Origin of the sequence: Pseudomonas lundensis (assembly GCF_001042985.1) — a bacterium.
GTDB classification, from domain to species: domain Bacteria; phylum Pseudomonadota; class Gammaproteobacteria; order Pseudomonadales; family Pseudomonadaceae; genus Aquipseudomonas; species Aquipseudomonas lundensis.
On sequence record NZ_JYKY01000027.1, the window covers coordinates 50,185 to 73,171 of the forward strand.

The following is a 22,987-nucleotide window of genomic DNA, read 5'->3' on the forward strand; positions in this document are numbered from 1 at the left end:
TTAATTCAACCACTTGCTTCCCGCGCTGAACGTACGCCAGCTTGGCAGGGGCAAAAGGGTGGTCATTCTACACACCGCCAAAAACGCCCACAAATTGAGCGGCTATTAACCGTAAATTCGTGTCGCATTTGTGAAAGGTTTAAAGAGATTACTTGTGCTAGTCAAAACATTTTTGATGTTGACTGCCACAAGGCGCAGACACCACAAGGCACACGGCTTAAAAGCCGCATGCTCAAGCAGGCATGTTTAGGTGTGAAGCGCGGCGACCTGGGTAAGGTCGCCGGAGCATCAGCGAGCTGCTGCCAGTTCTTGTTGGACGCTGGCGACAGTGCGAGGCCAAGGTTTACCAGCCTGAATCTTCGCTGGCAAGTTCTTGATGGCGGCGGTGGCCGCGGCGTGGCTTGGGAAATTGCCGTAGGTCACGACATACAACGGTTTGCCGTTAAGCATTTTTTTGAAGTAGCGGGACTCGCCGCCCACTTCTTTCACGACATTTTGCGCCGAGGCTTCAGAGCTGGTGCCCACGATCTGCACCACGTAGTTGCCCGCGGGCTGGCTGGCGTACCAGCTGCTGCCCGGTGCGGCCTTGGCCAGGGTGACGGGTTTCTCGGCCGGTTTGGCAGCCGGTTTGACCACAGGCGCGGGCGCAGGCTTGGCCGCCGGTGCAGGCGTTGGCACTGGTTTGGCTGCCGCCACTGGCGCTTGCTGCACCGGACGTGGCGCTGGAGCCGGAGCAGGTGCCGGGACTGGCTCAGCCCCCGCAGGCACGCCCACAGGCGGCGCTGTGGTGGTCACGGTAGGAGGCACATCGGCGCCCCCGTCAACCGCTGGCACGCCACCGTCATCACCTTCAGAAATCCCCCCGGCCGCTTCGGCCAGCGGGCCGCGCATGACCGGCTGCGACTGACCCACCAGTGGCAGCGGCATGGGTTGCGAGGAACCGGCGAAATCCACCGACGGGTTGGCACCGCCATTGGGCGCGGCTTGCCCCAGCGGCAACTGTGCCTGCTCAGCATTAGGGGTGGTCGGCGTTTTGCCGCGGCCCGGAATCAGAATGGCAGCGGCGACGGCCACTACCACTACGGCACCAATGGCCAATACGTGTTTTTTCGGCATGTTGAACCCCATACTTGGACGCTTGACCGCAGTGCGGCTGGCAATCATGGCTTCGATCATTGCATCGCGGGCAACCTGGTTGATGTTCCCAGGCCAGCCGTCGGAGCTCTCGTGAATATCTGAGATCTGTTGTGCGCTCAAGAGTTCGATTCCGGCCCCGGCACCTTCAAGACGCTGTGCCAGGTATTCGCGGGTCTCTTCTTCGCTGTAGGGCTGCAATTCGATGACGTGGAAGCGCTCTTCGTCCGCGCTGAGCTGCTCAAGCCCGGCGATCATTGAAGGCTCGCCAAACAGGAACACATGCGGACGGCCTTCCGGCGTCCCGGCCGCCAGCGCCAGCAGGGCTTCGAGGGCCGAGTCGTCAAGCTGCTCGGCGTCATCGATCAGCAGATAGACTTCCTGACCGGTCAGGGCCAGTTGCACCACTTGCGCCAGGATCGATCCGACATCGGCATGGGCGACGTTCAGGGTTTGCGCAATCTGACGCAGCACACCAGCTGCATCACCGGCGCCACGCGCCGAAACCACGACACTTTGCACCGACTGTTTGTTGGTGCTGGCGACCAGCGCCTGACGCAACAACGTCTTGCCGCTGCCTTCAGGCCCGGTCACCACCAGCAACAACTGGCTGTAACGGGCGAGGTGGTGCAACTGCCCCAGCACCGGCTTGCGCTGGGCCGGGAAGAACTTGAACCCCGGCACCCGTGGAGCAAAGGGGTCGTGGTTGAGTTGAAAGTGACCGAGAAACGCCTCGTCGGCATGCAAACTAGTCATCGGGATCTTATTAACCTTTGAGCTGAGCCAGCGCGCGGTAATCCGCACCCAGCGTGGCCTGTAGAACCTCTTGTGGATAATCGTCGGTCACTGTGGCTTCGCCCATGCGGCGCAACAGCACCAGGCGCAAGCGGCCGTCGATCACTTTTTTATCAATTGCCATGTGTTCCATGAAATCGGCAGGCGTCATCTCGTCAGGCGGCACCACCGGCAGACCCGCACGCTGGAACAGGCGAATACCGCGGTCACGTTCGGCCTCGGTGATCCAGCCCAGTCGCGCTGACATCTCCAGCGCCATCACTGTGCCTGCCGCCACCGCTTCGCCGTGCAACCACACCCCGTAGCCCATATGGGTTTCGATGGCATGACCAAAGGTGTGGCCCAGGTTGAGCGTGGCGCGCACGCCCGATTCACGCTCATCGGCGCCCACCACGGCGGCCTTGGCCGCGCAGGAACGCTCAATGGCCGTGGTCAGCGCGGTCTGATCCAGCGCGCGCAAGGCGTCAACGTGTTCTTCCAGCCAGGTCAGGAAAGGCTCGTCGCAAATCAGGCCGTACTTGATCACTTCCGCCAGCCCTGCCGACAGCTCGCGGGCTGGCAAGGTGTTCAGGCTGGTGGTGTCGATGAGCACCAGATTGGGCTGGTAAAACGCACCCACCATGTTTTTGCCCAACGGGTGGTTGATGCCGGTTTTGCCACCCACCGACGAATCCACTTGCGACAGTAGCGTTGTCGGCACCTGGATGAAGTCCACCCCACGTTGGTAACACGATGCGGCAAAGCCGGCCATGTCGCCGATCACGCCGCCGCCCAGTGCAATCACCGTGGTACGGCGATCATGGCGCGCCGTGAGCAAGCCATTGAAAATCAGTTGCAGGGTTTCCCAGTTTTTGAAGGATTCGCCGTCGGGAAGGATGATCGGCAGCACCGAATACGCCGCCAGGCTGCGGGTCAGACGTTCTAGGTAGAGAGGCGCCACGGTTTCGTTGGTCACAATCGCCACTTGGCGCCCGGCGATGTGCGGGGCCAGCAACTCAGGCTGATCCAACAACCCCTCGCCAATGTGAATCGGGTAGCTGCGCTCGCCTAGATCAACCTTCAGTGTCTGCATGAATCCCCGCATTGAAAAAGGACGACGGGCGCCCTGTCTCGCAATTATCAAGTGTTGGCCACGCCGGTGGGGGGCGCAGCCCAGTCGCTTTAGGCCCTACCGCTGTGCGGGCAAGGCCGGCGCCGAGGATAGCGCATTTTGTACCAAGCTTTAACGGGGAGGAAGCTGGGCCAGACGCTCAAGAATGTCCAAAACCACCATCCGCGGCGGCCGTTCATCGGTTTCGACGATGACGTCGGCGATTTCACGGTAAAGCGGATCACGAATGGCCAGCAAATCGCGCAGGATTTTCTCGGGGTTCGCATTGCGCAGCAGGGGGCGATTGCGATCGCGCGAGGTGCGCGCAACCTGCTGCTCAATGGAAGCATGCAGATAAACCACACGCCCGCCTGCATGCAGGTACTCGCGATTGACCGGGCGCATCACGGCACCGCCCCCGGTGGCGAGCACAATGCCATCTTCGTTACATAACGCTTTGATCATGGCCGTCTCACGATCACGAAACCCCGCCTCGCCTTCTTTATCGAAGATCCACGGGATATTCGTGCCGGTGCGCAGTTCGATTTCCTTGTCGGAATCTTTGAACGGCAGCCGCAGCTCCTTGGCCAGCAAACGTCCAATGGTGCTTTTACCTGCGCCCATCGGCCCAACAAGAATCAAATTTCGCACAGAATCAATGACTCGCAGCAATCGCCAGGTCGTTCATGATACGCGGAGTCAAGAACACCAGCAGCTCGGATTTTTTTTCGAGGACCAGGTCCCGACGGAAAAGTCGGCCAACATACGGCAGATCGCCCAAAAATGGCACTTTATCTACCACCTTGCTTTGCGTATTTGAGAACACGCCCCCAATCACGATGGTTTCTCCGTCCTTGACCAGCACCTTGCCCCGGACTTCATTTTTCTTGATGGGCGGCACATTGTTGACCATGTTCATGTAGTCCGGCTCGTCCTTTGTCACCACCACCTGCATGAGAATGCTGTTGTCCGGAGTAATCTGCGGGGTCACTTCCAGCGACAGCGAAGCCTCTTTGAACGACACGGACGTGGCGCCGCTGGAGGTGGATTCCTGATACGGAATTTCAGTGCCCTTCAGGATTTTGGCGGTCTCCTTGTCGGAAGTGACCACCTTGGGCTGCGAGATGATTTCACCATTGCCCGTTTTTTCCATCGCGCTCAGTTCAAGGTCGAGCAACACATTGTTGGTGATGAAGGCGATGCCCAATCTTGACGTGTTATTGGCAACCCCCAGATCCACGAAAGGCGCGCTGATCTGCGCCGCCCCTTCTGCTGCCGGCCCTCTGATCCCGCCCGCTTTCCAGTTGCCAAGATTGCGAAGCTCACCGCCCCAACGCACCCCCAGCTTCTTTTCGAAATCCACGCCCGCCTCAACGATGCGCGCTTCAATCATCACCTGGCGCATGGGCACATCGAGCTGCGCCACAATGCGTCGAAGCTCACCGAGGCGTTCAGCCGTCTGGAACGCGATGATGTGGTTAGTGCGCTCATCCACCGTGATCGAGCCTTGGTCTTCCCTACCCGCCGCATTGCCCGTGGCAGACTGAAACAGCTTGGCAATGTCCGCAGCCTTGGCGTGATTGACCTGCACCACGTCTCGGCGCAAGGGCGCAAGGTCGGCCATGAGATTGCGTGCCTCCAATGCTTGACGCGCTTGAGCGGCGATTTCATCCGCAGGTGCGATCAACAGCACGTTGCCCTCCCAGCGTTTATCGAGGCCTTTGCTCTTGAGCACCAGGTCCAGCGCCTGATCCCAGGGCACATCTTGCAGGTTGAGCGTGACATTGCCTTCCACGCTATCGCTGACCACCAGGTTGAACCGGGTGAAGTCCGCCAGAATCTGCAGCACGGTGCGCACTTCAATGTCCTGGAAGTTGAGCGACAGCACGTCACCTTCATAGGTGTGCGCATTGCCAGGCGCAAGCTGCTCGACCCGGGAGGTCGACGCATCGGGAAGTATCACAGGCGCACTGGCGACTGCTACCTGTGAATTCAGCGCACTCCATAGCGCCAGTCCACAGACCGGGAAAATCCTTTTCATGGTTTGTTTCCGTTAAGACTGCTGTTTCAAAGGAAGGGTCAGGGTTCTTTCCAGCCAACCACCCCGACCATCAGAAATCACTTCAAACACTTCAACGTAGTGCGGGCTGAGGGCCACAATGCGGCCGTTCTGGCGACCCAGATAGTCGCCGGGTTGCAAGCGGTGCACCACGCCGCTGACGCGCAACAGGACGCTGTCTTCGTACTGATCTGACAGCGTGCCGACCATCTCGAACTGCTCAAGTGCAATACTTTCCAGCCTGCTCTTGCTGCGCTCGCCCTCAGCGCTGTGGTCCGTATCACTGACCTGCCAGCGTGCCCCTTCATCCCCGGGCTGACCTTGAAAAGGGCTGCGCAGCGCAGTGGCGTCATAAGCAAACGCAGGGTGCTGCACACGGGTCGGCATCGAGGGCGCGGGGACGCCCGTTGCCCCACGAAGCGCCTGCAACTCCTGCTCAAGGGACTCAATATCCGGCGGATTGTCGCAACCCGCCAACAGGGCCAGCGCACCGGCCAGCACACATCGATACTTCACACTCACGGGATCAATCCTTGATCGTTGGCGCGATAGGTTTTAGCCAGTAACGTCATGCGCAACGGGCCGTTGGCCGCCGGTGTGGCCGCCGTCAGGGTGAAATCATGCAGCGTGACAATGCGTGGCAAACCCGCAATACCACCGAGAAAAACCCCAAGGTCGTGATACCCGCCCACGACCCTCAATTGCAGGGGGAGCTCGCTGTAAGCGGGTTGCAGTGTTTCAGGCAACCACTGGATCTGCTCGATGATCAGGCCGCTGTTTTGGGCAAGCCGGGACACTTCGTCCAGCAGCCCCGGCACCTGGGACTGGCGCGGCAGTTGCCGCATCACCTCGTCGAAAGCCGTTTGTAATGCTTGAAGGTGCTGGTGGTGGTCAACCAGTGACGCCGCCTGTTGGGCACGGGTTGCCAGTTGGGCTTTGAGGACCGGCTCGGCGCTGCGTTGCTCATGAAGCCGGGCCAGTCCGGGCTGCAACCAGAGCGCATAACCCGCCAGCACCAGCAACGCCACAAACCCTGTCGCGACACCTGCTTTACGCTTGCCTGACCACGTCCCGGCCTGTTTGAGATTCAATTCATGCAGGTCAACCGTACGCAGGCTCTCCAGCCATTGCGCGACCATCAGAACTGCCCGCCATCATGGCCGTTTTGCGATTGCAGCACGGTCATGTGAAATAACCGTGCAGGGCTGCCGTCCTGGGCGTCTTCGGCGCCCACTTCAATCAACGTGGGGGCTTCAAGCCAATGGGAGGCGTCGAGATTGCGCATCAACTCGGCGACCCGTGCAGTGGACTGCGCCACCCCTGTGATCGCAATGGTGCGCTCGGCCATCTTCACGTCAGTGAAATACACACCTTCCGGCAAACTGCGCGCCAATTGATCAAGCACGATGCTGCTGCCCGAACGATTGCCTTGCAGGGTCTCGATGGTTTGCATGCGCTCCAGCAATTGCTCGCGACGTACTTTCAGCTGATCGATCTGCTGCGCACGCCCATCCAGCTGGACCATGGCGCTCCTGATCAGGTCATTACGCGCCAACTGTCGCTCCACGGCGCGGTCCACAAAATGATCCAGCACAAACAAACCCGCAGCCGTGACTACCAGCAACGCCACCAACATGCCTATATACCTTTTGCGGCGCTTTTCGCGCAGCCACTCACGCCATGGCAACAAATTGATTCGCGCCATCAATCGAACCCCCTCAAGGCCAGACCACAGGCTGTCAACAGCTGCGCAGCATCGCAGAAGAGTGCTTCGGGCGCGAGGCGGGGATGGATTTTCACCCCGGCAAACGGATTGTCCGGCTGATAACCGGGCACCCCACTCAACCAGTGCAGGCCCCGGGCATGGGCGTGATCGCGCACATCAATGACCTTCGCCTGCAAGCCGGCCTGCACCAGTACCGATTGATGCCACTCAAGCGCTTGCTGGCGGCACACCACCAGCAACACGTTCGTGCGGTACGGGTCATCGGCGCAAGGCCCCAGCACCTCGAAATCCAGCGCGGCGTCATCGAGGTTGTAAGGGACGTAGTGTTCCGCTTCAAGGCGCACGTGCAGTTCAAGGTCCTGCTCGTTCAGGCCGGTTTCAACTTGAATGGTTTTACACATCACCAGTGTGTCTGGCATCGACATCGCGGCACTGCGGGCCTGGATGCCTGCCTTGCTCAGCACAACGGACAACACGTGGGCGACACTTTTTGCCGTGTCGCCGGTCAGATCGTGCAACGCCATGGTCGGCAAAGGCTCAATGGCATAGGCTTGCAGCTCAAAGCCGCTGCGCGACTGGCTTAATTCGACCACATTGATCGCGTGTTGGCCGACCTCGACACCCGCGTAACGCTGAGGTTTTTGTGTGAACAATCCGGGCACTGCTGTTTTCCCTAATGCAATCCGTGACTTACGGAGGGTGAAAAATGAGATCCGTTCATAACCCGACCCGACATGAGGCCCATGACGCCCATGGCCGAAAAATGCTTATAATGCCGGGCGTTTTTTCCCGCATTGTCGACCCGTCGCGCCTGCGCACTGCCCTGACGTGCAACCCACTTCTTAATCTGGAAATCCAAAAGCCTTGATTCGTCTGCTGAAGTTTTTCGGGTGGTCATTCGTTGCTGTGATCTGCGGGCTCGTGCTCGGGTTGAGTGGCGCGTTTCTCTATCTTAGTCCTGGCTTGCCGTCCGTAGAGTCGTTGAGAAGCATCCAGTTGCAGATTCCTTTGCGGGTCTACACCAGCGACGGAAAGTTAATCGCAGAGTTTGGCGAAATGCGCCGCTCTCCGATCAAGTTCGCCGACATTCCCCCCAACTTCATCAATGCATTGCTGTCGGCCGAAGATGACAACTTCGCCAATCATTACGGGGTCGACCCGAGCAGCCTGATGCGTGCCGCGACCCAGTTGGTAAAAAGCGGACACATACAATCGGGTGGCAGCACCATCACGATGCAGGTGGCGAAGAACTATTTCCTATCCAGTGAGCGGAGTTTTTCCCGCAAAACCAACGAAATTCTGTTGGCACTGCAAATCGAACGCGAGCTGACCAAGGACGAAATCCTTGAGCTGTACGTGAACAAGATTTACCTGGGCAACCGCGCCTACGGCATCGAATCGGCCGCCCAGGTGTATTACGGCAAATCGATCCGCGACTTGAGCCTGGCGCAGATGGCGATGATCGCTGGCCTGCCCAAAGCCCCCTCGCGCTTCAACCCGCTGGCCAACCCGGTACGCAGTAAAGAACGTCGCGACTGGATTCTGGGCCGCATGTACAAGCTGGGTAAAATCGACCAGGCCAGCTACGAAGCAGCGATTGCCGAACCGGTCAACGCCAGTTATCACGTGCCGACCCCGGAAGTGAACGCCCCTTACATTGCTGAAATGGCCCGTGCCGAAATGGTCGGTCGTTATGGCAGCGAGGCCTACACCGAAGGTTATCGCGTCACTACCACGGTGCCGAGTGACCTGCAGGAACTGGCCAACAAGTCCGTCGAAGACGGGCTGATCACCTACGACCAGCGCCACGGCTATCGCGGCCCTGAGTCGCGCTTGCCCGGCAAGACGCTGGCGGTCTGGAAGCAAGAGCTGGCCAAGCAGCGCTCGATTAGCGGCCTTGAGCCAGCCATCGTGACTGAAGTCGACAAAGATGGCTTACATGTCCTGACCCGCACGGGTGAAGGCCGCGTGAGCTGGGACAGCATGAAGTGGGCGCGACGCTTCCTGAACACCAACAGCATGGGCCCGTTGCCCAAACAGCCAGCCGACGTGGCGCAGGTGGGCGATCTGATTCGCGTCCAGCCGCAAGCCGACGGCAGTTTCAAGTTCAGCCAGGTGCCGACCGTACAAGGCGCGCTGGTTTCACTTGACCCCAACAATGGAGCCATCCGCGCCTTGGTGGGCGGGTTCGCGTTTGAGCAGAGCAACTACAACCGTGCAATGCAGGCCAAGCGCCAGCCAGGTTCAAGTTTCAAGCCTTTCATTTATAGCGCAGCACTGGATAACGGCTACACGGCCGCCACGCTGGTGAACGATGCGCCGATTGTGTTTGTTGACGACTACCAGGACAAAGTCTGGCGGCCGAAAAACGACAACAACACCTTCCTCGGCCCTATCCGCGTGCGTGAAGCGCTGTACAAGTCGCGCAACCTGGTGTCGATCCGCCTGCTGCAAAGCCTGGGCGTCGACAAGACGGTCGACTACATCAGCAAATTCGGTTTCAGCAAACAGGACTTGCCGCGCAACCTGTCGCTGGCACTGGGGACCGCGACCTTGACGCCCATGGAGATCGCCATGGGCTGGAGCACCTTTGCCAACGGCGGTTATAAAATCACCCCGTACCTGATCGACAAGGTTGAAAGCCGTAACGGCGAGACCCTGTTCGTGGCCAACCCGCCGAGCGTGCCTAAAGAGGCCCGCAAAGACGTGCCGCCCGAAGCCGAAGCGCTGACCATCGACACCCTCAATGCCGCGCCGGGCTTGCCGACCACTGAAACCCAGGCCGTGGCCGAGCGCATCGTAGACGGGCGCACCACGTACATCCTGACCAGCATGCTGCAAGACGTGATCAAGCTCGGCACTGGCCGCCGCGCCTTGTCGCTGGGGCGTACCGATCTGGCCGGTAAAACCGGGACGACCAACGAATCCAAGGATGCGTGGTTCTCGGGCTATAACGCCGATTACGTGACCACGGTGTGGACCGGCTTCGACCAGCCCGAAAGCCTCGGTCGTCGCGAATACGGCGGCACGGTGGCGCTACCGATCTGGATCAACTACATGGGCGGCGCACTGAAAGACAAGCCGCCTCACACCCAGGCCGAACCTGAAGGGATTCTCAGCCTGCGGGTTGACCCGATCAGCGGCCGCGTGGCGTCGCCAGGTACACCGGGCGCGTACTTCGAGCTGTTTAAAAGCGAAGACACGCCGCCGTCCAACAGCGAGTTGGGCAATGGCGTTGCACCGGGCAGCCCGCTGCCCGCAGAGGATGGCGCCCCGATCGACTTGTTCTGACGGCATCACCCTTCGCCAGAGGCCGCACCCTTCGGGGTCGGCCTCTCATGCTGACAAACCGCCCGCCTGGGCCATGCCCTTTCTCGCAGAACCAAAAAAGCCCCGACACTCGCGTGCCGGGGCTTTTTGTTTAGCGCTGTCGAACCTTAGCCGTTGAACACGTCATCCACGCTTTTAAGCGGGTAGTTCTTCGGGTACGGCAGGGTGGCAACGCCGGTCTCGATGGCGGCTTTAGCCACAGCATCGGAGATCACGGTGATCAGGCGAGCGTCCATTGGTTTAGGAATGATGTACTCACGACCGAATTCCAGCTTGATGCCGCCGTAGGCGTCACACACGTCCTGTGGCACTGGCAGTTTGGCCAGTTCGCGCAGGGCGTTGGCCGCAGCGATCTTCATCTCTTCGTTGATGCGCTTGGCGCGAACGTCCAGTGCCCCACGGAAGATGAACGGGAAACCCAACACGTTGTTGACCTGGTTCGGGTAGTCCGAACGGCCGGTGGCCATGATGACGTCGTCACGGGTGGCGTGCGCCAGTTCCGGGGCGATTTCCGGATCCGGGTTCGAGCAGGCGAACACGATCGGGTTGGCCGCCATGGACTTCAGGCCTTCAGCGCTCAGCAGGTTAGGACCCGACAGGCCGACAAACACGTCAGCGCCTTCCAGGGCATCGGCCAGGGAACGCTTCTCGGTGGCGTGAGCAAACACTGCCTTGTACTGGTTCAGGTCATCACGGCCGGAGTGAATCACACCGGTACGGTCAACCATGAAGATGTTTTCGATGGTTGCACCCATGCTCACCAGCAATTTCATGCAGGAGATGGCGGCCGCACCAGCGCCCAGGCAGACGATTTTGGCGTCAGACAGGGTTTTACCGGCGATTTCCAGGGCATTGATCATGCCGGCTGCGGTCACGATCGCGGTGCCGTGCTGGTCATCATGGAATACCGGGATGTCGCACTGCTCGATCAGCGCACGTTCGATCTCAAAGCACTCAGGGGCCTTGATGTCTTCGAGGTTGATACCGCCGAAGGTGATGGAAATGCGTTTAACGGTATCGATGAAAGCCTGTGGGCTCTCGGAATCGACTTCGATATCGAACACATCGATACCGGCGAAGCGCTTGAACAGGACGCCCTTGCCTTCCATCACAGGTTTGGAAGCCAACGGACCCAGGTTACCCAGGCCCAGAATGGCGGTACCGTCAGAAATAACGGCAACCAGGTTGCCCTTGCCGGTGTACTTGTAGGCCAGCTCGGGATCGCGGGCGATTTCGCGCACTGGTTCGGCTACACCCGGGCTGTAGGCCAACGCGAGATCGCGGGCAGTTGCGGTGGGCTTGGTGAGCTCGACACTCAGTTTCCCTGGACGGGGCTGGGCATGATATTCGAGAGCGGCGGTTTTCAAATCAGACATGTGGGCATTCCGCTTTTTTGCTGTTGGACAGACGGATCGCCGAGCATACGCGTGTCGCAAAGTCCCGACAAGACTGGCCGGTCAGCAGTGTCAAGGGCTTTACCCTACGACTTTGGGCCAAGAGCCGCAGCCCGCAAGGGCTTGAGTGTTCACAATCCACATTTAAAATTGTCTACAATTTTTTAGCGAGAAACGACTTTCAGCATCCCCGGATGCGTCAAAGGCAACATCCAGCGTGCCTGCCCCGCTTTCAAACCGCCCCGGCGCGAGCGATCAAGTACCCAGCCACGCGCCTCAAGCTGCGTCCCTTGTAAACCGGATAAGGTTTTTGGGTCGAAACTGGCCAGATGATTGGGTGCAATGTGCAGCACCAATCCCCCTTCCAGGTCGATCCAGAGCCCACCGCGATTGCGTTGCACCTTGCTCACCGTACCGCTCACCAGCAAGAAGCCCGAGCGACTGATTTGCGACGGCGCCAGCACCGGCGAATGCCGCCACAGCCCCGCCCCCGCCGAACGCGCGCGCTGTTCAGCCGTTTGTTGGCAAGCCAGCAGCTCTACGTTGGGCGCAATCGCCACCTGATACGCCAAGCCGTCGGCCAGCAATTGCGCTTCGAAATTGCTGCCATCTGCGCCGAATACGTGGGCAAGCGTGCGACCGTAGCGGTCCTTGGGTTGCTTGCCCGCCAGCACCCCGACCCGCCCGTCGCTGCGCGCCACCAGCGCCTGCAAACGCTTGCGGGCCGCATCCGCATAAGGCTCGGCGCTTTGCCCCTTTTTACCGGTCTCCGGCGCATTAAGGCCAATCATGCGCACACTGCGTCCGTCTTTGAGCCGCAAGGTGTCGCCATCGACCACGCGCTCGACCTGAGCGGGCGTGACCGCACGCGGCGCCGGGCACAACACCTCGGCCTGAACCGAAGAAAGCCAAATCGCGGGCACAAAAAAGGCGCCCGCAAGGGACGCCTTTTTCAATAACCCGGTCAGACCCAAGAGCCTGTCCAGAGTCATACGCCTTACTCGGCGGCTTTTTTGGTAGTACCGAAAGCACCGAAACGAGTTTTGAAACGATCAACACGACCGCCAACGTCCAGAGTTTTCTGCTTACCGGTGTAGAACGGGTGGCACTCGTTGCATACGTCAGTGTTCAGTGGCTTGCACAGGTTCGAACGGGTTTCGAACTTGTTGCCGCAGCTGCAAGTTACTTCGATCACTTCGTACGCTGGATGGATATCGGCTTTCATGGGTATTCCTCAGGCTAGCGTGCCGCCACTCAACACCATTGTTGAATACCGCACGTAAATTTAGGGCGCCGATAATACCAGACCTTTGCATTGACGCAAGCGGCCAAGCATGCTCCTTCCAAAATCATTGCGCTTTAAACGGCCTGCCTTTTAGTCCCCAAGTACGTTGTCTGCTAGTCTGCGGGCCATCTTTGCCGTTCATCACTTGAGAGCCTCGCGTGCCCGACGCCATTTTGCGCCTTGCCCTGCCTTCCCCTTTGCGCCGCTTGTTTGATTACCGGGCGCCTGCGGGCGTGCGCCGCGATCAGTTGCAGCCGGGCATGCGCTTGCGGGTGCCGTTCGGTCGACGCGAGATGATTGGCATATTGGTTGAAGTGGTCGATCACAGCGATGTGCCCGCCGATAAGCTCAAGCCCGCGATTGCGCTGCTCGACACCACCGCGCCCCTGCCCCCTTCGCTGTTCAAACTGTGCCTGTGGACGTCGCAGTACTACCAGCACAGCCTGGGCGACACCCTGAGCTGGGCATTGCCGGTACTGTTGCGTCAGGGCGAATTGGCCGAAGCGCGTCAGGAACGCTTTTGGCAGGTGGCCCCCGGTGCTCGCCTGGACGACCCGCGCATCGCCCGCGCACCCCGTCAGCGGGAGGCACTGGCGACCTTGGCGCAGCACCCCCATGGCGTTGCGCACGCGCTGTTGAGCAAGTTGATGCTGAGCAAAGACAGTCTGGACCTGTTGCTGGCCAAAGAGCTGGTCACCGTTGAAATCTGCCGTCATGCGCCAAGCCAGCGCCACGAACACTGGCTGGCGCAGCCCGAACTGCCGCTCAACAACGAGCAACGGGCCGCGTATGAGGCCATCCACGCCGGGCTCGGCAGTTTTCATGCATTTTTGCTGGCCGGGGTAACGGGCAGCGGCAAGACCGAAGTGTATTTGCAACTGATCCGCGAGACCCTGGAAGCCGGCAAGCAAGCGCTGGTGCTGATCCCGGAGATCAACCTCGGCCCGCAAACCCTGGCCCGCTTCGAGCAACGCTTCAATGCGCGCATCGCGCTGGTGCATTCGGCGGTCAATGACCGTGAGCGCCTTGAAAGCTGGCTGGCCGCGCGAGATGGCGAAGCCGACATTATTATTGGCACCCGCTCGGCACTGTTCACCCCGATGAAAAACCCGGGGCTGATCATCATCGATGAAGAACACGACGGCTCTTATAAACAGCAGGAAGGCTTGCGTTACCACGCCCGTGATCTGGCACTGGTGCGCGCACGACAGGAAAACATTCCGATCGTGCTCGGATCTGCCACCCCGTCGCTCGAAAGTCTGCATAACGCCTACACCGGCCGTTATGGGTTGCTGCGCCTCAATGAACGCGCGGGGGGAGCCAAACAACCGCGCTTCCTGCGACTTGATGTAAAAAGCCGTCCGCTGGACAGCGGTATTTCCGGCCCGATGCAACAAGCCATTGGGCAGACGCTGGCAGCAGGCCAGCAAGTGCTGGTGTTTCTCAATCGCCGGGGTTTTGCCCCCACACTGCTGTGCCACGATTGCGGCTGGATGTCGGAATGCCAGCGTTGCGACGCACGCATGACGGTTCACCAGCGCTCGGGCGAGTTGCGGTGCCACCATTGCGGCTATGTCGAACGCGTCCCGCGCAACTGCCCGCAATGCGCCAAGGTTGACTTGCGCCCCGTCGGCGCAGGCACCGAGCGTGCCGAAGAGCGGCTGGGTATTCTGTTCCCGGATTACCCGGTGCTGCGCGTCGACCGGGACAGCACCTCGCGCAAAGATGCGATGAACCAACTGTTTGCCACCATCCAGAAAGGCAAGCCGTGCATTTTGATCGGCACGCAAATGCTCGCCAAAGGCCACCACTTCCCGCGGGTCACGCTGGTGTCGATCCTGGACGCCGATGGCGGTTTGTTTTCCGGCGACTTCCGCGCCAGTGAGCGCATGGCGCAGTTGATTGTGCAGGTGGCCGGACGCGCCGGACGCGCCGAGGAGCCGGGCAAGGTGATTATCCAGACCCACTTGGCCGACCACCCGTTGCTGATCCAGCTGACGGAGCAAGGCTACTTCGCCTTTGCCGAGCAAGCGCTCAGTGAACGCCGCGCGGCCGGGTTGCCGCCGTTCGCGCACCTGGCCTTGTTGCGGGCCGAAGCGCATAAACCGGGGCAGGCCGAAGGGTTTCTGGATCAAGCGTGCAGCGAGGCAGAGCGCCTGCTGGGTGAGCTGAACCTGACCGGTGTCGAACTGCTCGGCCCGGTGCCCGCGCCAATGGAACGCCGGGCCGGGCGCTACCGCGCGCAATTGCTGTTGCAGGCCAACGCCCGCGCGCCGTTGCACCGGTTGCTGAATCAATGGCTGCTGGTGCTCGAACAAATGCCCGCCGGGCGACAAGTGCGCTGGTCGCTGGACGTTGATCCGGTTGACCTCTATTGACCGCACAGTCGTTGATCGAGAGCAACTGCACCCCTATCTATATAGGCACCCTTAAAGGTGTGAATGGATCCCGGATCACGCAAGGATCGTCACCACAGATCCATTACCCGACTGCCAAGGTTGGCAAGGCCGACCCGGCAACGGATAATGCCCAGTTTTTCCACCTGCGCACTGAAGCGCTACCGCGCTTGCGGTCGAAAGAGAAGACCATGAAAGACACCATTCGCCAGCTTATTCAACAAGCCCTTGCTCAACTCGTCACAGAAGGTGTGTTGCCTGAAGGCCTGACGCCAGCGATTCAGGTGGAAAACGCCCGTGACAAAACCCACGGTGACTTCGCCAGCAACATCGCCATGATGCTGGCCAAGCCTGCTGGCATGAAGCCGCGCGACCTGGCTGAAAAAATCATCGCTGCCCTGCCGGCCGATGAGCAGATCAGCAAGACTGAAATCGCCGGCCCCGGCTTCCTGAACTTCTTCCAGAACACCCAGGCGCTGGCATCGCGTCTCGACACCGCGCTGGCCGACGAGAAAATCGGCGTGCGCAAGGCCACCCCGGCCATGCGCACGGTCATCGACATGTCCGCCCCCAACCTGGCCAAAGAGATGCACGTCGGCCACCTGCGCTCGACCATCATTGGTGACGGCGTGGCGCGCGTGCTGGAATTCCTTGGCGATGAAGTGATCCGTCAGAATCACGTGGGCGACTGGGGCACCCAGTTCGGCATGCTGATGGCTTATCTGGAAGAAAACCCGATCACCAGCGACGAGCTGTCTGACCTCGAAAACTTCTACCGTGCCGCCAAACAGCGTTTTGACGAGTCGCCGGAGTTCGCCGACCGTGCCCGTAGCCTGGTGGTCAAGCTGCAAGCCGGCGACCCGGACTGCCTGGCGCTGTGGTCCAAGTTCAAGGACATCTCGCTGTCGCACTGCCAGAAGATCTACGAACTGCTGAACGTGAAACTGACCATGGCCGACGTGATGGGTGAAAGCGCCTACAACGACGACCTGATCAACGTGGTCAACGACCTCAAGGCCAAAGGCATGCTGGTCGAGAGCAACGGCGCACAATGCGTGTTCCTCGACGAGTTCAAAAACGCGGAAGGCGAGCCGCTGCCGGTGATCATCGTCAAGGCCGACGGCGGTTACCTGTACGCCACCACTGACCTGGCGGCCATCCGCTACCGCAGCGGCGTTCTGAAAGCCGACCGCGCGCTGTACTTTGTCGACCAGCGTCAGGCCCTGCACTTCCAGCAAGTGTTTGCCGTGGCGCGCAAGGCCGGTTTCGTGACGCACCCGATGGACATGGAACACATGGGCTTCGGCACCATGAACGGCGCTGACGGCCGCCCCTTCAAAACCCGCGACGGTGGCACGGTAAAACTGATCGACCTGCTCAACGAAGCCAAAGAACGCGCCTACACGCTGGTTAAAGAGAAAAACCCGGAGCTGCCGGAAGAAGAACTGCGTGCCATCGCCAAAGTGGTCGGCATCGATGCGGTCAAATACGCCGACTTGTCCAAGCACCGTGCCAGCGACTACAGCTTCAACTTCGATCTGATGTTGAACTTCGAAGGCAATACCGCGCCTTACTTGCTGTACGCGTACACCCGTGTGGCGGGCGTGTTCCGCAAGCTGGGCAAAAACTTCAACGAAGTTGAAGGTCATATCGTGCTGCAAGCACCCCAAGAGCTGGAGCTGGCCGCCAAGCTGGCGCAGTTCGGCGAGGTGCTGAACAACGTGGCCGAGAAAGGCACGCCGCACATTCTGTGTACCTATCTGTACGAAGTGGCAGGCCTGTTCTCCAGCTTCTATGAGAACTGCCCGATCCTGAACGCAGAAGACGAAACACAAAAGCAAAGCCGCCTGCGCCTGGCTGCCCTGGCGGGCCGTACCCTCAAGCAAGGTCTGGAATTGCTGGGCCTGGAAACTCTGGAGCGCATGTAAGTTGGCCGCCAAGAAAAAACCTGCACCCAAGCGTGGCGCCAGTCGGTATCAGGCGCCCGCCAAACAACCGATTCCCGGTTGGCTGTGGATGGCCATCGGCCTGACCGTGGGCGCATTTATCGTGTTTCTGATGAAACTCGAGCCCGGCAAGGGCGACGACGTCAAACGGGTCAAGCAAGAGCAGCAGAAGGCTTCGCAAACGGCACAAGCCAATAAAACACCGCCAAGCCCGACGCAGCCGGCCAAGCCAAAGTACGACTTCTATACCTTGCTGCCCGAGTCTGAAGTGATCGTGCCGCCAGAAGCCGTGCCGGAAAAAACCCCGCCGACGCCGCAAACCGCGCCGCTGGCACCCGTGACCCCGGCCGAGGCGGCCAAGATCGACACCGCGCGTGCCCAGGCGGCATTGAGCGGCATCACGCCACCGCCTGCACCACCGGTGGCCAAAGCAGCGCCGGTCACCAAGTTCTTCTTGCAGGCGGGCTCGTTCCGCAAGCAGGCAGACGCGGAAAAGGTGCGCGCACAGATCATCCTGCTCGGCCAGACCGCCACGGTGGAAGCCGGGACAGTGAAGGATGAAACCTGGTATCGCGTGCTGGTGGGTCCGTTCAGCAACCGCGACCAGCTCACCGTCGCCCAAAAGCAATTGGCGGGCAGCGGCTTTAGCAACCTGTTGCTACAGCAGCGCCGCTAACCCTCGCCAGCCCGGCGCCCCGCAGATCCCACGCAAGATCTGCAGGTGCCGGCTGACGGGCGATTGTTTGTTCACCACTCATCCGCATTCCCTCCCCACAGTTGAAATACTCGACTGCACCCCCATATGTATCTCCATCAGGCATTTTCGCCCCGCTGCGTGGAGACTCTTCCCTTGACCACCATCGTTTCAGTACGCCGTCACGGCAAAGTTGTCATGGCTGGCGACGGCCAGGTTTCACTTGGCAACACCGTCATGAAAGGCAACGCGAAAAAAGTCCGTCGTCTCTATCACGGTCAGGTCATTGCCGGTTTCGCTGGCGCCACCGCTGATGCATTTACCCTCTTCGAACGTTTTGAAGGCCAACTGGAAAAACACCAGGGCCATCTGGTTCGCGCTGCCGTCGAGTTGGCCAAAGAATGGCGTACCGACCGCTCGCTGAGCCGCCTTGAAGCCATGCTGGCCGTAGCCAACAAAGACGCTTCATTGATCATCACGGGCAACGGTGATGTGGTTGAGCCCGAAGACGGCTTGATCGCCATGGGTTCGGGCGGTGCATTCGCTCAAGCCGCTGCACGCGCCCTGCTGATGAAAACCGAGCTGTCGGCCCGCGAAATTGCCGAAACCGCTTTGGGCATCGCGGGCGACATCTGTGTATTCACCAACCACAACATCACTATCGAGGAGCAGGACCTCGCCGAATAAGCCGCCTGCCGGGTCAATTCACCGACCCGAATGTGCCCTTCATTCAGCTAGAGGAACGCCAACTACTATGTCCATGACCCCCCGCGAAATCGTCCACGAACTCAATCGCCATATCATCGGCCAGGACGATGCCAAACGCGCCGTCGCCATTGCGCTGCGTAACCGCTGGCGCCGCATGCAGCTCCCTGAAGAGCTGCGCGTTGAAGTGACCCCCAAGAACATCCTGATGATCGGCCCGACCGGTGTCGGTAAAACCGAAATTGCACGTCGCCTGGCCAAACTCGCCAATGCACCGTTCATCAAGGTAGAAGCCACCAAGTTCACGGAAGTGGGCTATGTGGGCCGCGACGTGGAGTCGATCATTCGTGATCTGGCAGACGCTGCCATCAAATTGCTGCGGGAACAGGAAATCGTCAAAGTTCGCCACCGTGCCGAAGACGCGGCCGAAGAGCGCATCCTCGACGCCCTGCTGCCACCGGCGCGCACCTTTGGCGAAGAAGCCGCTGCCCCGCAGGACACAAACACTCGCCAGCTGTTCCGCAAGCGCCTGCGTGAAGGCCAACTGGACGACAAAGAGATCGAAATCGAAGTGGCTGATGCCGTTGGCGTCGATATCTCCGCGCCCCCAGGCATGGAAGAAATGACCAACCAATTGCAGAGCCTGTTTGCCAACATGGGCAAAGGCAAGCGCAAGAGCCGCAAGCTGAAAGTCAAAGAAGCCCTGAAAATGGTGCGTGACGAAGAAGCCGGCCGTCTGGTGAACGACGAAGAACTGAAAGCCAAAGCGCTGGAAGCCGTTGAGCAACACGGCATTGTGTTCATCGACGAAATCGACAAAGTGGCCAAGCGCGGTAACGTGGGCGGCGCCGATGTTTCCCGCGAAGGCGTACAGCGTGACCTGCTGCCGCTGATCGAAGGCTGCACCGTCAACACCAAGCTGGGCATGGTCAAAACTGACCATATCCTGTTCATTGCCTCGGGCGCCTTCCACCTGAGCAAGCCCAGCGACCTGGTGCCTGAGCTGCAAGGCCGTCTGCCGATCCGCGTAGAACTCAAAGCGCTGTCGCCGGAAGACTTCGAACGCATCCTCAGCGAGCCGCATGCTTCGCTGACCGAGCAATACCGCGAGCTGTTGAAAACCGAAGGCCTGAACATCGAGTTCATGCCGGAAGGGATCAAGCGTCTGGCCGAAATCGCCTGGAAGGTGAACGAAAAAACCGAAAACATCGGTGCGCGCCGTTTGCACACCCTGCTAGAGCGCCTGCTGGAAGAGGTGTCCTTCAGTGCAGGTGATATCGCCAGCGCGCAAAAAGATGAACCGATCCGGATCGACGCCGAGTACGTCAACAGCCACTTGGGCGAGTTGGCAGAAAACGAAGACCTGTCGCGCTACATCTTGTAAGTCCACTGGCCCGCAAGGGCAAACATGGCACCTGTAGCCGCTGCTGCAGGTTACGAAACGGGTTAACGCCTGTTCGTAACCCGCGCCAGCGGCTACGGTGTTTGTGAAGACCAAAGGTTATGACCATGATTCCTAGCGCCATCAACCTGCATAAAGCCTCGAAAACACTCACGCTGAAGTACCCCTCGGGCGAGGAGCACGATCTGCCTGCCGAATTCTTGCGCGTGCACTCACCGTCCGCCGAGGTACAAGGCCACGGCAATCCAATCCTGCAATTTGGCAAGATCAATGTAGGTATCAGCCACGTCGAGCCCGCAGGGCAATACGCACTGAAGATCACCTTTGATGACGGCCACGACAGCGGGCTGTTTACGTGGGAGTACCTGTACCAGTTAGGGCAGCGTCAAGCTGAACTCTGGGCGGAGTATCTGGCAGATCTGAAAAAAGCCGGAAAGTCTCGCGACCCGTCCGAGTCCATCGTCAAATTGATGCTGTGAAAAACGCTGCTATCGCACTTCGACCCTATTTCACCCTGTGTAGTCGCCAACGCTTCATACGCAGCGGACATCAGTCGGAAACTGCGAGGCTGCGCTGTAACGCCATATGAAACTGGCCGCAGACTCGCATTGCTCGTCAGGACGCCGGGGTTTCCGTTTTTGGCGCGCTAGCAGCAGGCGCTGAAACGGCTGGGGTTTTGGGCGCTGCCGGTTTTTTGCTGGCGGCAGGCTTTGAAGCCGCGGGTGTAGCGGGTTTAGTCGTTGCCGGTTTTGTCACAGGTTTACTGGCAGACGCAGGGGCTTTTTTGGGCGCAGGTTTTGCTGCCGGTTTAACCGCTGGTTTGGCTGTGGTTTTGCTGGCAGGTCTGGCGGGCGCCGCTTTGGCCGCAACCGGTTTGGCCGCAGGCTTTGCAGAAGCCGGTTTGCTGGCCACCGGTGCTTTGGTCCCCGCCACTTTGGCGGCGGCAGCTGACAGCTTTTCAATGTGCTTGGTCAGCGTCTCGACTTTGGCCTGCAACACTTTCACTTCATCGCGACTGGGGACACCCAGCCGGGCAATTGCCCCGCTCAGACGCTTATCAAACGCCTCTTCCAGTTCACCCCATTTACCCAGCGCCAACTCTTTAACATCCTCGACCTTGGAACGGGCGGACGACTTGGTTGATTTGGGTTCAGCCGCTTTAGTCAGCTTCTCGGCTTTCTCGCCATCCTTGACCAGACTGTCAAACAGCTTGCTGCCGTCGGTATCAATTTTCGAATATACACCCAAGCCTGCCAGCCAGATTTTGCGTGAATACGCTTCTACCTTGCCTACCCATGAGTGGCTTTCATTAGCAGGTGCAGCTTTTGCAGATGCAGCCGGTTTTTTAGCAGCCATCGTGTTCCCCTCAATGTTCAGTCGCGACATCCGTAGCCAAACTGTCGAATCATCAAGATGAACAAAATGTTCACCTCCATCAGGTTTAGACGCTAAAGCCGTGTATTTCAAGGGTCGGAGGTGGGCGCTAAAACCATGGCCTGCGAAGGCCATGGTGTTCAAACAACAAGCGTTAAAGCCGCCACGCCCTAAATCAGTTCTTTCGCCAGGATCGAATTGATCGTGGACTCAATAACGCCCTTGAAAGCGCTTTGCAGAAAATTCAGTTCAACAATCACAGTGACCGTTTTTTCGGAGACTTCCAGCGTCCCGGTGATACCGGTCATTCCATGTTTAACCGTCACGCCTTTATCAGACCAAGAGGTTTTCAAACCATACTGCTCGGCCAAGCCATCGACCAGGCCTCGCGCTCGGATCATAGCCTGTGCAATACCCAGATTATGCTCACGTGTAATTTTTACATTCGCCATAACAAACATCCTTTTAAAATTATAGGGGTGAATTAACATTACCACGCGCCATCCTGGCGCCCGGCAGAGCAACTACTGCAACCTCATGCGATATTAATAACTTCAATTTCGCGTTCACATGAGCGAATAACACAGTCATTCAGAACCACATCACTGTGGATTGGCGAATACCAAACCGCCTCAAGCACGACTGTAATCGAACAAAACACTGACTGATGAGCCATTGCTGTATTCGCTATAAATAACTGTAGCGCCCCTTGTCCAACATACAAATACATCAATTTGACTGCCTGTTTACGGCGAACGCTCTAATACGCACTTGACATAGCTTTCACTGTTTTAACTTCATGCTTTACAGCGCTTTAAAGTAAAACCACCTACCGCCTGGAGCACCAATGCGCGTTTACATCCCTCTATAAACCCAACATTGCTGGCCTGTGCTTCAGCCAGCGGTTAATCCATTGGCGAAGCGCTCAGGGCCAGGCGTGCTCTCTGTGCCTTTCGCTTCCTCCTTCGATACATCCCATCTCAGCGTCAACCCCCACTGCAACGTACAAAACGCCATCCCATTGAAGGGATAGCGTTGTTGATAAAGCGTGACGAGGGGTTAATTAATGCAGGCGTGAATTCGGAAAGGCTTCTTCCATCAGATCCGTCGCATCAATTTCCATACGCCAGTTATCTTTCTCGGCGACGGGGCCAGCCAAGGTAAAAATCACACTATTGCGATAAACAATAAGGCTACCGACATCTGCTTCTTGGGTGTCTTGGAGAATAAATTTGGTGAGGTCTTCATCACCGCGCTGCTCATCCACTCGTAGATGTTCACGATCTTTGACGAAAGCATGGATAAGGGCCCGTGACTTTTCAAGCGCTTCTTTATGTTCAATTTTAGGGCCGTACGCGAGCATATAACGATAGACAGACATTTAATAATCCCATGGTGGTTTTTGAGTCCTGAAAAACAATAACCACTGACAGAGCATTATCAAAACGAACAGCCCGCCTCATGCCGCCCCGATAAAACTTAAACAAATAAGTCACTTAAGAAAATTCTCAAGCCTACTTCCATCGTTAGTGTAGTGGTCAACTTATCCCGGACACGACTTTAAGTTTTTCCTCGGCCCGCGCTGGAGCCAACCCATCGTTGAATTGATGAGGCCTAATCCAATTGTAGCGATGCATCAAAAAATGGCTGATATCGC

The 22,987-nt window shown here is 58.8% G+C and carries 20 protein-coding genes and 1 pseudogene; 7 read left to right on the top strand and 14 right to left on the bottom strand.

What is annotated here, in order from left to right; translation table 11 throughout:
- Positions 1-288 precede the first annotated feature (288 nt).
- The 8 genes and pseudogenes from TU74_RS18720 to pilM form a co-directional block, all read right to left on the bottom strand.
- The gene (locus tag TU74_RS18720; protein ID WP_048377323.1) at positions 289-1,890 is read right to left on the bottom strand and encodes an AAA family ATPase; all 1,602 of its coding nucleotides are present in this window, start codon (positions 1,888-1,890) and stop codon (positions 289-291) included.
- A gap of 10 nt (positions 1,891-1,900) precedes the next feature.
- Positions 1,901-3,001: a 3-dehydroquinate synthase gene (gene aroB / locus TU74_RS18725; RefSeq protein ID WP_047272995.1), complete on the bottom strand. Its 1,101-nt coding sequence runs from the start codon at positions 2,999-3,001 to the stop codon at positions 1,901-1,903.
- 150 nt (positions 3,002-3,151) lie between these two features.
- Positions 3,152-3,670 carry a shikimate kinase AroK gene (aroK, locus tag TU74_RS18730; protein ID WP_047273052.1) on the bottom strand — a complete coding sequence of 173 codons (519 nt, stop codon included), beginning with the start codon at positions 3,668-3,670 and terminating at the stop codon, positions 3,152-3,154.
- Positions 3,671-3,674: 4 nt separating this feature from the next.
- A pseudogene (locus tag TU74_RS18735) lies at positions 3,675-4,913 on the bottom strand (type IV pilus secretin PilQ); the annotation flags it as partial.
- A 159-nt stretch (positions 4,914-5,072) separates the two neighbouring features.
- Entirely contained in the window at positions 5,073-5,600 is a 528-nt protein-coding gene (locus TU74_RS18740; protein ID WP_048377325.1) for a pilus assembly protein PilP, read from the bottom strand.
- A complete protein-coding gene (locus tag TU74_RS18745; protein ID WP_048377326.1) occupies positions 5,597-6,217 on the bottom strand; it encodes a type IV pilus inner membrane component PilO in 621 nt (206 codons plus the stop codon). Before TU74_RS18745 ends, TU74_RS18740 begins: the two co-directional genes overlap by 4 nt.
- A complete protein-coding gene (locus TU74_RS18750; RefSeq protein ID WP_048377327.1) occupies positions 6,217-6,783 on the bottom strand; it encodes a PilN domain-containing protein in 567 nt (188 codons plus the stop codon). Before TU74_RS18750 ends, TU74_RS18745 begins: the two co-directional genes overlap by 1 nt.
- Positions 6,783-7,466 (bottom strand): type IV pilus assembly protein PilM, encoded by a 684-nt coding sequence (gene pilM / locus TU74_RS18755; RefSeq protein ID WP_048377328.1) that lies wholly within the window; start codon positions 7,464-7,466, stop codon positions 6,783-6,785. The genes TU74_RS18750 and pilM overlap by 1 nt, the downstream gene beginning before the upstream one ends.
- Before the next feature lie 205 nt (positions 7,467-7,671).
- On the opposite strand from pilM, the gene TU74_RS18760 reads away from it, so the two are divergent.
- Positions 7,672-10,095 carry a penicillin-binding protein 1A gene (locus TU74_RS18760; RefSeq protein ID WP_390898184.1) on the top strand — a complete coding sequence of 808 codons (2,424 nt, stop codon included), beginning with the start codon at positions 7,672-7,674 and terminating at the stop codon, positions 10,093-10,095.
- Between the two features lie 146 nt (positions 10,096-10,241).
- Here the strand turns inward: TU74_RS18760 and TU74_RS18765 are convergent, their stop codons facing one another.
- The 3 genes from TU74_RS18765 to rpmE all read right to left on the bottom strand — a co-directional run bounded on the left by TU74_RS18765 (position 10,242) and on the right by rpmE (position 12,753).
- Positions 10,242-11,510, bottom strand: a complete 1,269-nt coding sequence (locus TU74_RS18765) for a malic enzyme-like NAD(P)-binding protein (protein WP_047272988.1) — start codon at positions 11,508-11,510, stop codon at positions 10,242-10,244.
- Positions 11,511-11,692: 182 nt separating this feature from the next.
- A complete protein-coding gene (locus TU74_RS18770) occupies positions 11,693-12,520 on the bottom strand; it encodes a thermonuclease family protein (protein WP_048377329.1) in 828 nt (275 codons plus the stop codon).
- 5 nt (positions 12,521-12,525) lie between these two features.
- Entirely contained in the window at positions 12,526-12,753 is a 228-nt protein-coding gene (rpmE, locus tag TU74_RS18775) for a 50S ribosomal protein L31 (RefSeq protein WP_047272986.1), read from the bottom strand.
- 218 nt (positions 12,754-12,971) lie between these two features.
- Between rpmE and TU74_RS18780 the strand changes: the two genes are divergently transcribed.
- From TU74_RS18780 to TU74_RS18805, 6 genes are all read left to right on the top strand, one after another.
- The gene (locus TU74_RS18780) at positions 12,972-15,191 is read left to right on the top strand and encodes a primosomal protein N' (RefSeq protein WP_048377330.1); all 2,220 of its coding nucleotides are present in this window, start codon (positions 12,972-12,974) and stop codon (positions 15,189-15,191) included.
- 209 nt (positions 15,192-15,400) lie between these two features.
- Positions 15,401-17,137, top strand: coding sequence for an arginine--tRNA ligase (gene argS / locus TU74_RS18785; protein WP_048377331.1), 1,737 nt, complete (start codon positions 15,401-15,403; stop codon positions 17,135-17,137).
- A gap of 1 nt (position 17,138) precedes the next feature.
- Positions 17,139-17,831: an SPOR domain-containing protein gene (locus TU74_RS18790; protein WP_047272983.1), complete on the top strand. Its 693-nt coding sequence runs from the start codon at positions 17,139-17,141 to the stop codon at positions 17,829-17,831.
- Positions 17,832-18,005: 174 nt separating this feature from the next.
- The gene (gene hslV, locus TU74_RS18795; RefSeq protein WP_016783176.1) at positions 18,006-18,536 is read left to right on the top strand and encodes an ATP-dependent protease subunit HslV; all 531 of its coding nucleotides are present in this window, start codon (positions 18,006-18,008) and stop codon (positions 18,534-18,536) included.
- Between the two features lie 67 nt (positions 18,537-18,603).
- Complete coding sequence (gene hslU / locus TU74_RS18800; protein ID WP_047272982.1) at positions 18,604-19,938, top strand: ATP-dependent protease ATPase subunit HslU; 1,335 nt, start codon at positions 18,604-18,606, stop codon at positions 19,936-19,938.
- 125 nt (positions 19,939-20,063) lie between these two features.
- The gene (locus TU74_RS18805; RefSeq protein WP_420912170.1) at positions 20,064-20,435 is read left to right on the top strand and encodes a gamma-butyrobetaine hydroxylase family protein; all 372 of its coding nucleotides are present in this window, start codon (positions 20,064-20,066) and stop codon (positions 20,433-20,435) included.
- Between the two features lie 136 nt (positions 20,436-20,571).
- Here the strand turns inward: TU74_RS18805 and TU74_RS18810 are convergent, their stop codons facing one another.
- The 3 genes from TU74_RS18810 to TU74_RS18820 all read right to left on the bottom strand — a co-directional run bounded on the left by TU74_RS18810 (position 20,572) and on the right by TU74_RS18820 (position 22,711).
- Positions 20,572-21,312: a phasin family protein gene (locus TU74_RS18810; protein WP_048377333.1), complete on the bottom strand. Its 741-nt coding sequence runs from the start codon at positions 21,310-21,312 to the stop codon at positions 20,572-20,574.
- 188 nt (positions 21,313-21,500) lie between these two features.
- On the bottom strand, positions 21,501-21,782 hold the full coding sequence (locus TU74_RS18815; protein ID WP_047291446.1) for a polyhydroxyalkanoic acid system family protein: 282 nt from the start codon (positions 21,780-21,782) through the stop codon (positions 21,501-21,503).
- 611 nt (positions 21,783-22,393) lie between these two features.
- A complete protein-coding gene (locus TU74_RS18820) occupies positions 22,394-22,711 on the bottom strand; it encodes a hypothetical protein (RefSeq protein WP_047291444.1) in 318 nt (105 codons plus the stop codon).
- Between the last annotated feature and the right edge of the window lie 276 nt (positions 22,712-22,987).